Annotated in this window: 11 protein-coding genes and 1 pseudogene; 4 read left to right on the forward strand and 8 right to left on the reverse strand. The window is 40.3% G+C overall.

What is annotated here, in order from left to right; genetic code table 11:
* Positions 1-224: 224 nt before the first annotated feature.
* From PAT01_RS15115 to PAT01_RS15135, 5 genes are all read right to left on the reverse strand, one after another.
* Complete coding sequence (locus PAT01_RS15115; protein WP_055254750.1) at positions 225-671, reverse strand: RidA family protein; 447 nt, start codon at positions 669-671, stop codon at positions 225-227.
* Positions 672-686: 15 nt separating this feature from the next.
* Positions 687-1,097 (reverse strand): GFA family protein, encoded by a 411-nt coding sequence (locus PAT01_RS15120; protein ID WP_138577609.1) that lies wholly within the window; start codon positions 1,095-1,097, stop codon positions 687-689.
* A gap of 30 nt (positions 1,098-1,127) precedes the next feature.
* Positions 1,128-1,739 carry a TetR/AcrR family transcriptional regulator gene (locus PAT01_RS15125; protein WP_029771731.1) on the reverse strand — a complete coding sequence of 204 codons (612 nt, stop codon included), beginning with the start codon at positions 1,737-1,739 and terminating at the stop codon, positions 1,128-1,130.
* A 102-nt stretch (positions 1,740-1,841) separates the two neighbouring features.
* Entirely contained in the window at positions 1,842-3,131 is a 1,290-nt protein-coding gene (locus PAT01_RS15130; protein ID WP_054983526.1) for a M20 family metallopeptidase, read from the reverse strand.
* 19 nt (positions 3,132-3,150) lie between these two features.
* The gene (locus PAT01_RS15135) at positions 3,151-4,584 is read right to left on the reverse strand and encodes an amidohydrolase family protein (protein WP_138577613.1); all 1,434 of its coding nucleotides are present in this window, start codon (positions 4,582-4,584) and stop codon (positions 3,151-3,153) included.
* 135 nt (positions 4,585-4,719) lie between these two features.
* On the opposite strand from PAT01_RS15135, the gene PAT01_RS15140 reads away from it, so the two are divergent.
* The gene (locus PAT01_RS15140) at positions 4,720-6,789 is read left to right on the forward strand and encodes a bifunctional 2',3'-cyclic-nucleotide 2'-phosphodiesterase/3'-nucleotidase (RefSeq protein ID WP_154945751.1); all 2,070 of its coding nucleotides are present in this window, start codon (positions 4,720-4,722) and stop codon (positions 6,787-6,789) included.
* A gap of 60 nt (positions 6,790-6,849) precedes the next feature.
* On the opposite strand, the gene PAT01_RS15145 is transcribed toward PAT01_RS15140, so the two are convergent.
* On the reverse strand, positions 6,850-8,589 hold the full coding sequence (locus tag PAT01_RS15145; RefSeq protein WP_138577617.1) for an alpha-amylase family glycosyl hydrolase: 1,740 nt from the start codon (positions 8,587-8,589) through the stop codon (positions 6,850-6,852).
* Between the two features lie 20 nt (positions 8,590-8,609).
* Positions 8,610-9,578, reverse strand: coding sequence for an aldo/keto reductase (locus tag PAT01_RS15150; protein ID WP_138577619.1), 969 nt, complete (start codon positions 9,576-9,578; stop codon positions 8,610-8,612).
* A gap of 119 nt (positions 9,579-9,697) precedes the next feature.
* Between PAT01_RS15150 and PAT01_RS15155 the strand changes: the two genes are divergently transcribed.
* Positions 9,698-10,573: a LysR family transcriptional regulator gene (locus tag PAT01_RS15155; RefSeq protein ID WP_138577621.1), complete on the forward strand. Its 876-nt coding sequence runs from the start codon at positions 9,698-9,700 to the stop codon at positions 10,571-10,573.
* A gap of 1 nt (position 10,574) precedes the next feature.
* Here PAT01_RS15155 and PAT01_RS15160 read toward each other — a convergent pair.
* A pseudogene (locus PAT01_RS15160) lies at positions 10,575-10,916 on the reverse strand (LysR substrate-binding domain-containing protein); the annotation flags it as partial.
* A 125-nt stretch (positions 10,917-11,041) separates the two neighbouring features.
* Here PAT01_RS15160 and PAT01_RS15165 point away from each other — a divergent pair.
* Both PAT01_RS15165 and PAT01_RS15170 read left to right on the forward strand, forming a co-directional pair.
* The gene (locus PAT01_RS15165; protein WP_138577623.1) at positions 11,042-11,956 is read left to right on the forward strand and encodes a LysR family transcriptional regulator; all 915 of its coding nucleotides are present in this window, start codon (positions 11,042-11,044) and stop codon (positions 11,954-11,956) included.
* A 108-nt stretch (positions 11,957-12,064) separates the two neighbouring features.
* Positions 12,065-14,020: a TonB-dependent receptor domain-containing protein gene (locus tag PAT01_RS15170; RefSeq protein WP_138577625.1), complete on the forward strand. Its 1,956-nt coding sequence runs from the start codon at positions 12,065-12,067 to the stop codon at positions 14,018-14,020.
* Positions 14,021-14,190 lie beyond the last annotated feature (170 nt).

The following is a 14,190-nucleotide window of genomic DNA, read 5'->3' on the forward strand; positions in this document are numbered from 1 at the left end:
AAATTTCACACAAATTTAAAGCGCAACGTTACCTTTATAAAATTACGCAATCTAAAATTACTTACACCAATCGTGTTAAGTTATTAGGCATTTATAGCGACAGATAAATAGCGTGATAACAAGGCATGAATATCGACATGCAGTTGTTCTACATAAGAAATTTACAACGCTGTTAGCGCTCTATTTAGCACGTTAGAATGATTAAATATTTAAGTCGATTGGTATTATACAGCACCAATACACTCTACTTCTACTAACGAATCAAGGGCTAACGCGTTTACTGCAAATGCACTACGTGCAGGATACGGCGCACTAAAATATTGCGTATAAATAGCGTTAAACGCTTTAAAATCGTTAATATTGGTAAGCATAACAGTGCACTTTACAATATTGCTCAGGCTGTAGTTATGCTGCTCTAAAGTGCGCTTAATGTTTTCAAGGGTTTGCTTAGCTTCACCTTCAAAACCACCCGCTGCTAACTTACCGGTTGCAGGGTTAATCCCTATTTGCCCCGACATATAAAGCGTATTACCGGCTTTTACTATTTGCGAAAATGGTAAGTTAGGATTAGCTTTGCCTGTATTTAAAAAGTCGACATTACTGGGTTTTGCCTGGGCAAAACTCGTCAGTAGTACACTTGCTAATAAGGCTGTTTTTGTCAGTGTTTTCATTAATAGCCTACCTGTTTATTTAGGTGTAGTTTCAAAAGCCGGCACTTGGTGTAAATCGTTTAGCCATGTAAGCGTTGATTGCGACCAAATTTGCGCAGCTGGGGTAAATTCATCACGCTGATCAACGGACCCTATGCGCAGGCCGTACACTCTATCGGCTTTTGCTTCGTTCGTTGCGTAAAGTGTAGTGCCGCACGTACCACAAAAACCTTGTGCGCGTTTATTACCGCTTTGTGCTGTTTTAACATACTCTTTTGGCTCGCCTTTAGTAAATACCACCGAGTTTGGCTCAGCCATAATTACGGCTCTAAATGGCCCACTCGACATGCGTTGGCAATCGCTACAATGACATACAAGTACGTTATTATTTTGCGACTGAGCTTGGTATTTAATTTCACCACAATAGCAGCTTCCGGTAATTTTCATTTTACTCTCCTTGAGTATGTTTAAAGGTGCTTAACCTAAATAAGCTAAAATAATTTTAGGTAGTTCTTGCGCGTATTGCTGCGCCGATAAATCACAGGCTATCGCAGGGGTTAAATCGTGATACAGCACTTTATCAAGCAATGAACTGACAATTAAAAATACTGCAGTACCTGCCGCCGCCTCGCTCACTTTGGTATCTGTTTGGCTAATTAGTTGCGCTAACCGCTGATAAATTACTCGCCTGTTTATGTGTTTATCACTGCCTAATAACTCGCTGTGCAAACGCGAATTTAAATGTAGCGTTCTAAATACCCCCTGCTGTGATGATAAAAACACATAGGTTTTATGGCATAAAGTGTTAACTACATCGTCTAAGTTTTTATAGTGCTGCGCCTCAAGCTCTGTTACCCAGTTATCTAATGCAATACCAAAGTCTTGATACAACATGGGCAGCAGCGACTCTTTATTTTTAAAGCGACGGTAAAACGTACCTACCGACACCTCGGCGTAATCGGCCAGCTCTTTTATACTTATGTGCTCAAAAAACTTACTTTTTAAACTGTGATGCAGCGCTTTTAATAGTTTTTCTTGGGTTTGTTGACTGCGTTGTTGCTTAGGTGCCAAAAAGGGTTGATCAGACATAAATTTAAACGTGTTAGGTTAAAGTGCACACATAGTGCAGCTTGTTAATATAAACAACAATACCCAGCCAGCAATTACATTACTCGCTGGGTAGTTATGTCGTTATTTTTGGCTATTTAAATAATCTACCGCTAATTGGCTAAGCGCTTTGGTACCCACTTTAAACGATGACTCATCGGCATAAAAATAAGGTGAGTGGTTACTTGCTACCGTTTTCAAGTCTTGATCGTCAGGCGTACCACCTAAAAATACAAATACACTAGGTATTTCTAGGGCATAAAACGAAAAGTCTTCTGCGCCGGTTATTTTACCCATTTCTTGCACGTTTTGTTTACCGGCTGCTTTTTCAAGGCTAGGTAACATTTGCGCAGTAAGTTCAGGGTTATTAACCGTTACTGGGTAACCTTCGTGAATATGCACATCGGCCGTTGCCCCCGATGATTTAGCAATATGTGTAGCGGTTGTTTTAATATTTTCAAAGATTTGCGCGCGATTATCCATATCAAAATTACGAATAGTGCCAACCATTTCAACTTCTTCAGGAATTATATTATTACGCACACCACCGGCAATTTTACCAAACGACACAATAGCAGGCTCTTTGGTTATATTTACTTGGCGGCTAACAATATGGTTAACGCCCGTTACAATTTGCGCAGCGGCAGCAATAGGGTCAACGCCTGTCCACGGTGCTGAGCCATGCGCTTGGCGACCATGTACAGTTATTTCAAAGCGATCGGCACTGGCCATAAACGGCCCACTTCGATAGCCAATTTTCCCCGTATGTAGGCTCGATGTAATATGCAGGCCAAATGCTACGTCAGGTTTATATTTTTTAAATATACCTTCTTTAAGCATTAGCTCTGCACCGCCCTCTTCGCCTAAAGGTGCGCCCTCTTCAGCAGGCTGAAACACAAACATGATGTTGCCATGCAATTCATCTTTCATATTTGCTAATACTTCGGCTGCGCCCATTAGCATAGCTACGTGCGTGTCGTGGCCACAAGCGTGCATTATGCCTACATCAACGCCACGGAAATTTGTGGTTTTGGTTGATTTAAATGGCACATCTGTTTTTTCTGTTACCGGTAGTGCATCCATATCGGCGCGTAGCATTACTGTAGGGCCAGGCTTTGCGCCTTTTAAAATACCAACAACACCGGTGTAAGCAATATCGGTTTGTACTTGCATCCCTAACGACTTTAAATGTTTAGCCACAATGCCTGCGGTACGCGTTTCGCGATTACCAAGCTCAGGGTTTTGGTGAAAGTCGCGTCGCCATTCAATTACCTGCTGCTCTACATTTTTAACGTGCTGATCAAGGTTTGCCTGCGCGTTAAACGCACCAAGTGCAGCAAAACCTAATGCCACCGAAAGTAGTGATTTTTTCATCCTGATTTCCTTTATTATTTTAATGAAGCCCAACAACCGATTTAGTGTTATCGAAAAGTGCTGTTGAGTTATAGCCTACACCATTTTTAAATACAGTTTCCATATTACGGATAGCCGACGCATCTTTAGCAAAGTCGCCATTAACAATAACCAAGTCGGCATGTTTACCTACTTCAATACTACCTATTGTATTTTGCTTATTTAAATACTGCGCTGCATTTAACGTAGCTATTTTTATTGCTTGTGGCTGCATAAACCCAGCCTCTACGAGTAATTCAATTGCACGCTGGTTGGAAAAGCCAGCAATAACGCCGCCATAACCTGTTGGGTCGGTTCCCACCATTAATTTACCACCAGCGGCTACAAACATTTTTTCTAGCTGCATCATTTTTTTAAATACTAAAGGCCAACTAGATTCGCTCTGCTTTGCTATTTTTTCAAAGCGCGACTCGTACTGATCACGTACTTGCGGTATTAATGCATCAAGTGCTTTTGGGTAGGCTTTAGGGCGACCTTTAGTAAAGGTTTCAAATACAGTAAGTGTAGAGGTAAGTACTACATTTTTAGCCACTAAGTAATTTATTAGGCTCGTTACTTCTGGCGAGTTTATATCTAACTCAACAAACGATTGCTGTACGTCTTTATTACTTGGGCATACATCTTTTTGTTTGTTTTTAACAAAGTCGGTGGCGGCAAAAAAGCCATGTTCTAGGTTATCAATACCTAAAGCGGCTGCTTCGCGGTATGTAACTGAACATAAATGAGCCGTTACTTTGTTATTTTGCTCGTGCGCTTTTTTAATAACAACATCAAGCTCATTTTGATTAATATGCATATACGCTTTATATGAGGTAACCCCCTCTAAGCCCCAGTAGTCCATCATTTTTTTAGCATCGTCTGCATCGCGTAGCGACTTTATTTTTAAAATAGGTAAACCGGGGCCATTTAAATACGGCGCCGTTACATCTATATCTGGGCCTAAACTTTTACCTGCGTTTATATCATCTCTTAATTTTAAATCAGCATATGGTGCAGTGGTGCCTGCAGTACGAATTGTGGTTGCACCGCCTGCTAAATATAGGCGAGGAAAGCTGTAAAGCATTTCGGTGTAATGAGCCTTGCCAGTTGGATAAAACATGTGCTCATGCATCATCACCAATCCCGGAATTAATGTTTTTCCACTACCGTCAATAATATTCACACCTTTAGCGACGCCTACTTCTGCTGTGGCGCCTATATTCACAATTTTATTTTTATTTATTACAACCGTTTGATTAGTTTGTGCCGGTTTGCCGGTGCCATCGATTAACGTGATATTTTTAATTGCATAACGCCCCGCTTGATAACGTACAAATTGCTCATCAACTGCATAACTTGTAAAGCTAGTTAAAGCGCAAGCAATTAATAATAAAGATTTTTTAATTTTTTTAAATGCGTACATAGGTATACTCATAGTGTGTGCTCATCTTGGTAGAAGACATTACTATAAATGCACCACCTAAAAATGTAAATCTGGATTCACATTTTAATTCATCATACTTTAATAAATCTTTTTTACTGTACTCTTTTTAAATTACACGGAATGACTATGAAAAATCGAATCGCTAAAAAGCACGTTTTAAAATCAACATTGGCACTGACTATTGCACTCGCATTGAGTGGCTGCGACATTGATGATGACGATAATAACGACCCTGTCGTTGTAGAAACACCAGAGCCTGCACCGGTTACTTTGCGCGTAATGGAAACAACCGACATACACATGTATTTATCTAACTACGATTACTTTGCACAAGCCCCCTCAGAAACCTTAGGGTTTGTTAACACCGCTACCCTTATAAAAGAAGCCCGCAATGAAGTGCAAAACAGTGTACTTGTTGATAATGGTGATTTAATTCAAAACAGCCCGCTTGGCGATTACGAAGCGATTGTACGTAAAGACGATATTTTAAATGGCGCAACCCATGTGGCCTTTAAAGCAATGAACTTGCTTGATTACGATGTTGCTAACTTAGGAAACCATGAATTTAATTTTGGCTTAGAGTTTTTAGATGCCACATTAAGTGGTGCCGACTTCCCGTATATTAATGCCAATGTATACGTTGATGATGGTGATGATGACGACAGCAACGATGAAAACCGTTACACCCCATACTACCTTCAAGATAAAACCGTATTTGATATAAACGGCAACGAACAAACAATTAAAATTGGTTACTTAGGCCTTACCCCACCGCAGATTATGCAATGGGATAGCGCGCACTTACAAGGTAAGGTAATTGCAAAAGATATTGTTGCTACTGCTGAAAAGTTCATTCCACAAATGAAAGCACAAGGCGCCGATATTATCATTGCCATTCCGCACTCTGGGTTAACAGCCAGCGCCCAAGAAGACCTCGCTGAAAATACGGCCCTTTACCTGTCTAAAGTAGATGACGTAGACGCCATATTATTTGGTCATAACCACCGTTTGTTTCCGGGTGATTCGTCGTACGATGGCTATGAATCGGCGGGTATTGATAACGTAAACGGTAAACTTAATGGCGTACCGGCTGTTATGCCTGGCTTTTTTGGCAATAACTTAGGGGTTATTGATTTAATTGTTGAGCCAAACGATGAAGGCGGCTGGGAAGTAACCAGCTCAAAAGTAGAAACCCGCGCTATTAGTGGTACAGATGAAAACGGCGACTTTGTTGATTTAGCTGCTGTAGATACCGATGTAGCCGCAGCAATTGAGCTTGAACACCAAGCAACGATTGATTGGGTAAGCGAACCATTTGCTGAAATTTCAAACCCTATATATAGCTTTTTTGCTTTGGTGCAAGACGACCCGTCAATTCAAATAGTATCAGATGCACAAATAGCGTGGGGTAAAGCGTTTATTCAAGGCACTGAGCTTGATGACTTACCCGTGCTTTCGGCAGCAGCCCCTTTTAGAGCTGGCCGCAATGGTATTGAAGATTACACCAATGTAAAAGCAGGCGATATTACCCTACTAGATACCGTTAGTTTGTATGTGTTTCCAAACACTATTCGTATGGTAAAAGTAACAGGTAGCGATGTTAAAGAGTGGCTTGAACGCTCTGCAGGTCAGTTTAATCAGATTGATATAAACAGCAGCGCTGAGCAAAACCTACTCGATACCACTTTTCCTACTTTTAACTTTGACATTATTGACGGCGTTACCTTTGAAATTGACGTCACTCAGCCAAAACGATACGACAACGATGGGGTGTTAATAAGTGAAAACAATTCGCGCATTACTAACTTGCAATACCAAGGTGAAGCGATAGATTTAGAGGCAGAGTTTTTAATTGTAACTAATAACTATCGTGCATCGGGCGGCGGTAACTTCCCGGCGATTGACGGTACTAGCCGTGAAACATTTGAAGGCCCAGATGAAAACCGCGGTGTGCTGCGTAGTTACATTATTAGCGAAGCCGCTAAAAGTAGCACAGGCAGTATTGACCCTTCGGCCGATAATAACTGGCGTTTTAGCACCGTGACCACCAGCACAGAGCTAAATGTTGTGTTTAGAACATCACCGCTTGATGAAGTAGCTACTATTGCACAAACACTCCCTGCTGTTGCGCCTACCTCACCACTTAAAACAGACGAAAATGGTTTTGCGCTATACACCATAGATTTAAAGCAGTAACCTTTAAGGCATAAAAAAAGCCAGCTTAGCAGCTGGCTTTTACTTAACCTAAACCCTTAATTATTTAGCAATATACACACTATAGCTTAGCCCTTTTAAAGTGACCGTTAACTTGCCATTTTGTTGCTCAAGTTGCTCGGCAGCTACAAGAGGCGAAAAGTGTTTATACGGGCTATTAAACTCTATTGTTTGTGGCGTTTTTTCGCTATTAAACACAATAATATACGCCTGCTCTGCACCTTTTACTGTGCGTGAAAACGCAAACATGCCAGTGTTTTTAGCAAAAAATAAGTCGTTGTATTCACCGCGGCGAAGCCCTTCGTGATTTTTTCGTAACTTACTTAATTGCGCAATAGTTTTAAATAATGGGTGCTGCTGGTTAAAGTTATTATCGGCCGTTGTTTGCGTGGTGCCTATAAGGTTATTGTCGTTATAGCTTGCAACATTTGATGCAAACATATCTTCGCGTGCATCAATATCGTGGCCATCGCCTGTAAAACCTTGTTCATCGCCATAATAAATAACCGGTATACCGCGAGATAAAAACATAAATGCATGCGCTAATTGGCTGCGCTTTAATTTAAGCTCATCACTTTCGTGATCAAATGTTTGGTTTATAAATAAGCCAGGTCTGCCCATGTCGTGGTTCCCTAAAAAGGTCATAAGTAAATCGGCTTGGCTGTCTTCATCTTGGTATAGTGAGTCTTGTGCAAATAGCTCGCTAATGGCGCTTGGGTTCTGTCCTTTAAAAAACACATCGGCCGCTATTTTTTGAAATGCAAAATCAAGCACCGATGGAATTTTACCTTCTGTAGTAAATACACTTAGGTTTTTAGGGTTAGGGTCGTACACCTCACCAAACACATGAAAATTTGGAATCCCTTGCGCTTTAGCGTAATCAATAATAGCAGGTGTAAATGTTTGCCAAAACTCGAGATTAACATGGCGTACGGTATCGATTCTGAAGCCGTCGGGCTTAAACTCTTTTATTAAATTTTGATAAATATCGACCATGCCGCTCACCACCTGCGGATGCTCTGTTTTTAAATCGTCTAGGCCGTTAAAATCACCATTAAGTGAGCTTTCACCACTAAAGGTGCTGTCGCCTTGGTTGTGATAATAATCGACATTGTTTAGCCACTGTGGATACTTAACATTTTTTAAGTGCTCAGGAATAAATGGGCTATACGGCTTAGGGTTATTTAGCGCTTTATACTCACAATGCGTTAAACCTGCTTTAAATTGACCGTTTGGCATGTGGCATTCGTCGTAACGAATAATATCGGCTGTGTGGTTAGTAATAATGTCAAAAAATACTTTAATGCCTTTTTTATGAGCTGCATCAATTAGCTTTTTTAAAGAAGCATTCCCACCAAAGTGCGGGTCTATTTCGCTAAAATCGACAATCCAATAACCATGGTGCGCAACACCGTCTGATTGAATCGCTTGGTTGCGTAATAAAGGCGTCATCCAAATTGCTGTAACCCCTAGCGCTTCTAAGTAGTCGAGTTTTTGTTCAATGCCTGTTATATCTCCACCATGAAAACCACTGGTGGTTGTTAAATTGAACCCACCAGCCGAAATAGCATGCTCATTGCTGCCATTATCGTTTTGCGGATCGCCATTATTAAAACGATCAGGTAATACAAAATAAAATATATCGTCGCGTACATCGCGCTGTAAATAATTATCAGTGCTTGCAGTGTTTGCGTTATCGGCCGCTGGTGGCTGATTACTTTTACAGGCCGTTAATGTCACTACAGTGCTTAGTAAAAATGTTGTTAGTGTGTTTTTTATCATTTTAGTGCTCCTTTACTAAACTATGGCAACTCGCAACCTTTTACACTTTCGTAAAGTGCATACCAATGAGCGGCCGTTAATTGTATTTTGTTTACTTGTGCACACGCTTTAATACGCGCAGTGTTAGTAGTCCCTATAACAGATTGAATGTTTGTAGGGTGCCTGTTTAACCATGCCAGTACAATGGCTTCTGCACTTGTTTCGTACTGCGCAGCTAAGCTTTGTACTAATTGGTACGTGTTTTTAATACGGGTTTCAGCGCCGGTTATATCAGCACCCGAAAACAACCCTTGGCATAAACTTCCCCACGCCTGCAGCTGTATATTCTCGTGCTGGCAAAACTCGATTAAGCCCGGCGTAAAGTTAATATTTGCGCCTTGCGCGTTACCAGCATATATGCCCTCTTCAACCCAGTCATTTTTTAATAAGCTCATTTCTACTTGATTCAAAATAAGTGGCTCTGACAGGGCTTGTTGAATGGCTTTTATTTGATGTTGCTGCATATTAGACACCCCTAAAAAACGTACCTTGCCTTGGCTTTTTAGTTTTTTATAAGTGCTAGCAATTTCCTGAGGGCACATGAGTGGGTCGGGTCTGTGCAGAATAAGTACATCTAAGTAGTCTGTTTTTAGCTGCGCTAAACTTTTATTTACACTTTGCTCTATCCACTGTCCTGAAAGGTCATAACGCTTTGGGCCATGCTCATCTTCAAATCGAATACCGCATTTAGATTGAATAATTAACTTATCACGGTCGGTGCGCGTTTTTAAAACTTCACCAAATACCTGCTCTGCTTTACCAAAAGTATAAATATCAGCATGGTCAAAGTAATTAATGTTATTTTCAAGCGCTGCCTCTACTACTGTATGTGCTTGGTTTATATCGGCTTTGGTTATTGGGTTGTTATTCCAGCCACCACCCAAGCCCATACAGCCATAAATAAGTTCGCTAGCATTGGGTATAAATTGAGAAATAGTTTTATTGGTCATGAGTTATCGGTATTAAAAAAGAGTGACTTGTAGTTTACCGATTAAATTATTCAACTAAATACTAAAAATAAAACTCATTATTTGCTATAACAAACAATAAAAACACAGTGCTCATTTAAATGCTGAGAGAACATAAAAAATTTGAACGGTTATTTTTGTTTAACGAAGTAGCCAAACACTTAAGCTTTTCAAAGGCAGCTTTAGCGCTTGGGATCTCCCGAGGGTATTTGTCTGAGCAAATAAAAGCGCTCGAAAAAGAATACCAAAGAGCCCTACTTATTCGCACAACCCGCAGTGTAAAGCTCACCCCGCAGGGAAAGCATGTGCTTAGTTGTATGGGAAATATTAAAAGCACATTATTAGAGCTTGAACGAACCTTAGCCCATGAACACGAGGCTATTGCCGGCAACATTAGAATTACCGCGCCGAGCCAATTTACCAATAGATATCTGCTAACTATTTGCGAGCAATTTAACCAAGAGTACCCTGATGTTAAATTTAATATAGACTGCAGCTACACCCCTCACAATTTGATTCAAAGCAACTACGATATTGCATTTAGATCAACCCTTAATCCGCCCCAAAACATGATTGCCAAAAAGCTTTTTAGTTATAAACAGGTGTGCTGTGCCTCGCCTAGTTATATTGCTAAAAATGGTGAGCCAAGCGACGTTGAAGATTTATTAAAGCATAGCTGTTTAACCAGCACGCAATTTAGCCTGTGGCATTTTTCCGATAGGGCCATTGAGCTTGAAGGAAAACTAAGCATTAACGATAACCACATGCTTAAAAGCCTTGCATTGCAAGGTCAAGGAATTATATACACCCCGGAGTATTTAGTAGATTTAGAAATTAACGCGCACACTTTGAAGCCGCTATTAACGCAGTTACAGTATCCGCAATCTGATGTGTATTTAATTCACCCTCAGCTAATTAACGAATCAGCACGTATTAGCCATTTTATTAAATTTACCACTAACTGGTTTAGAAACTAGCTTACCAATTACTTTTATATTGAGATAACTGGTTTACTAAATAATCTACTAAAGCTTTAACAGTTGGGCTTAACAATCGTTGAGACGGATAAAGTAAATTAATAGGCTGTGGGCTTGGCGCGTATTCACTTGGCACCTCTACCAGCTCACCGCTTTTAAGTGCTTGGTTAACGTAAAAATTAGGTAATTGCGCTACACCTTGGCTTGCTAAAGCAAATGCTTTTAAACTTTGTGAGTCGTTAACCTCTAAACTACCTGAGACTTTTACAATGGTATTCTTACCATCAAGCCTATAACTCCAACGCTTTGCGTTAGCGACAACCGTGTTTATAAGGCAATTAAAATTTTTTAGATCATATTAAAACAATTAAGCCTATTTCAGCACCTGAAAAATAAACATCTTTACCTACCTAACTAATTAAGTGCTAGGATAATGGCTTGAAATACTGATAACTTGCAAACCTAACTATGAATTTAAATCAGCTCGATCTAAACCTTCTTATTATTTTAAAGCAGCTTTTAAACGAAAAACATATTAGCAATACCGCCTTAACTTTAGGCATGAGCCAACCTTCTATAAGCCGCTCGTTAAGTAAATTGCGCTCCTTATTTGACGATCAATTATTAATAAGAATGGCTGGAGGGTATGAGCTAACACCAAAAGCGCAATCAATTCAGCAAGACCTAAATTCTATTTTAAATATGGTAGAAACACTGGTTAACAAGCAAACCTTCGACCCTAAAACCAGCACAGCCACCATTAAACTGTTTGGCCTACCGCCGCAAATGCATTTATTTATAAAAACAATAATTAAAGATGTTCGCGAGCAAGCGCCTAATATCACCCTTGAAATAGACACCCTGCCTAAGCCGCAGTTTTCTGATTTGCTTAAAGGCGATACGCACTTTGTGATTACTGGCCACAAGCCCGCTAATTCAGAGGGTAAGTTATATCAACAGCCGTTGTTTGAGCGCGAGTTTAAATTAGTAATGGCTCGCTCCCACAGGCTGGCTAAACAAGAATTAAGCGTTGATTTATTGCGTGATTGTAATTTTGGGCAAATATCAATTCAGGGTGAAAAAGCATTAACTATTGCACAAAACTTTGCCGCGCTAGGCATTGATAATATAGCGACGCCAATACGCTTAAAAAACTTTTACAGTATTGGCAGCATTGCTGAAAACACTGATTTAATATTTTATGTGCCCAATCATTTTGCTGCAGATGTGTGCCAACAGCATGACGTAGTTGCCAGAACCCCGCCCCAAGAGCTTAGCTCAGAGTATGCACAAGTGGCTTTATACTGGCATCAACGCCACCATAATGACCCTGTATGTCAATGGTTTAGAGAGCTTGTAAAAAATAAAGTATTTGAAGTTTAAATAACTGTTATTCATGTAGGGTATGTATTTTAAATTGCCATTTAAGGCAGTGAACGTTTTAATACGAATCATTCTTAATAATATTAAAATTAGATAAACATACTCACCATGAAAAACACGCTCCCATTTAATAAGCACGCGCTTAACGTTGTGATTGGTACTTTGTGTACTGGTATGTCATTCATAAGCTTAGCAGATCAAGCTCCCGATACCTCAGAAACCATTGAAGTATGGGGCACAACAATTACTAATGACTCGCTACTACAAGACGATATTGAAAGAAAACAAGCCAACCATTTAAGTGATTTACTCCGTGACCAAGCTGGTATTGACGTAGGTGGCTCGCACTCTATTGTACAAGGTATTAATATTCGTGGTGTTGACGATTTAGACCTTAACATTACTGTTGATGGTATTAGCCAAAACAATAATATGTTCCACCACTCAGGAAACTTACTTATTAATGCTGATATTTTAAAAGCAGTAGATATAAAAGTAGGGACTAACTCGGTGCTAACTGGCGGCCTTTCTGGTGGTGTAGCCTTTGAAACCAAAGATGCTAAAGATTTACTAGAGCCAGGTGAAGATTTTGGCGCACGCTTATACACAAACTTAGGTACCAATGATTACGCAGGTGGCTCTGCTGCGGTATATGGTCAGCTAACCGACAACATAGACGCCCTTGCCTACTACACCTACACCGACAGAAATAACTTTAAAAACGGCAATGGTAAAGAAGTTACAGGTAACGAAGGCCGCACGGTAGATGGCATCTTCAAGCTCGGCTGGGATGTAAACGAGAGTAACCGTTTAGTGTTCTCATACGACAGATATAACGATGAAGGCGATTACTACGTAAAAACCAACTTTGGTGCTGGCTTTGCTGAAGATTCAGACGCGCAAACAGAAGATATTGACTACACACGTACCAGCACTTCACTTGCCTACGAGCTAGATAAAGGCGATGCCATTATCCTACGCGCTAGCGTTTATCGCAACGAACTAAGCTATATTGCACTAGGAACTGAGGGTAACTCTGAGCATACGGGCTACACTGCCCTTGCAACATCTAAAATTGCACTTGCTGGGTTTAACCATACATTACGCTACGGCGGCGAAGGGTATGAGCAAGTATCAAAACGTATCGAAAACCACGTACAAACCAATAAAGACACTGCCGACTCGCACGCTATTTATATTGAAGACGAAATCGCTGTAACCGATCAGTTATTTGTAACCCCTGGCGTGCGTTACAACTACTTTAAAGTAGATATGTACTCAGCCGGTACTAACGATTCGTTAGATAAATCGTGGAACGAGTTAACGTTTGGTTTAGCGGCTAAATACCTAATTAACGATAACTGGAGTGTTAACGCAAGCTCTACAGAGCTTTTTCAAGGTCCTGGCCTGCGTGAAAGCTATGTTGATTACAGCACTAACTTTGATAAAGACTTAAAAGCAGAAACCGGTGTAAATAACGCCATTGGTTTTGCCTTTAAAGATCAAAACATTATGGGCTTAGACTCATTTGGTTTTTCATTAAACCTGTTTAAAACCCGTATTGAAGATTACATAGACAACTGGGCAATTGGTAAAGGTCGCCCAATTGGTACCTATGAAAACTCGGGTGATTACGATATAGATGGTTTTGAATCAACGCTTTCACTGCGTAAAGCGCTATTTAGTGCGCGTTTAAGTTACTCTAAGTCAGACTCTGAACAACTAGAGACAGGCGAGCAACTGCGTTATGAAGTAGGTGATAGCATTTCACTAAACCTTGGCTACGAAGTACCAAAATACGACTTGAAATTTAACTGGACCAGCCTAGTTAACAGAACTGATGACTCGGTATCAAGCGGTGCTGATATTCATAAAGTGGGTTATCAGGTTCATAACATCAGCATGCAGTGGCTACCAAGCCAGCTTGAAGCATTAAGCATGACCTTAGGTGTTGAGAATATTTTTGATAAAACGTATTACTCTCACGCTTCATACTCAAGCGACACAGTGCAAGATTACGAAGCGGGTCGTAATGTTAAATTAAGCGCGTCTTACGTTTTTTAATTTAATAACTTGCTCATTATTTAAGGCTCAATATTTTATTGAGCCTTTGCTGTTTAAGGGGGGCGTACCTTAAATAGCGTCAACCATACCAATCCGCAATAATACTTAATCATTTTTAGGAGCTAAACGTGTCGCTATCTGCGTTAAAAAACTCTCATTTACGACTGCAT

The organism is Pseudoalteromonas atlantica (assembly GCA_007988745.1).
In the GTDB taxonomy this organism is placed as follows: domain Bacteria; phylum Pseudomonadota; class Gammaproteobacteria; order Enterobacterales; family Alteromonadaceae; genus Pseudoalteromonas; species Pseudoalteromonas atlantica.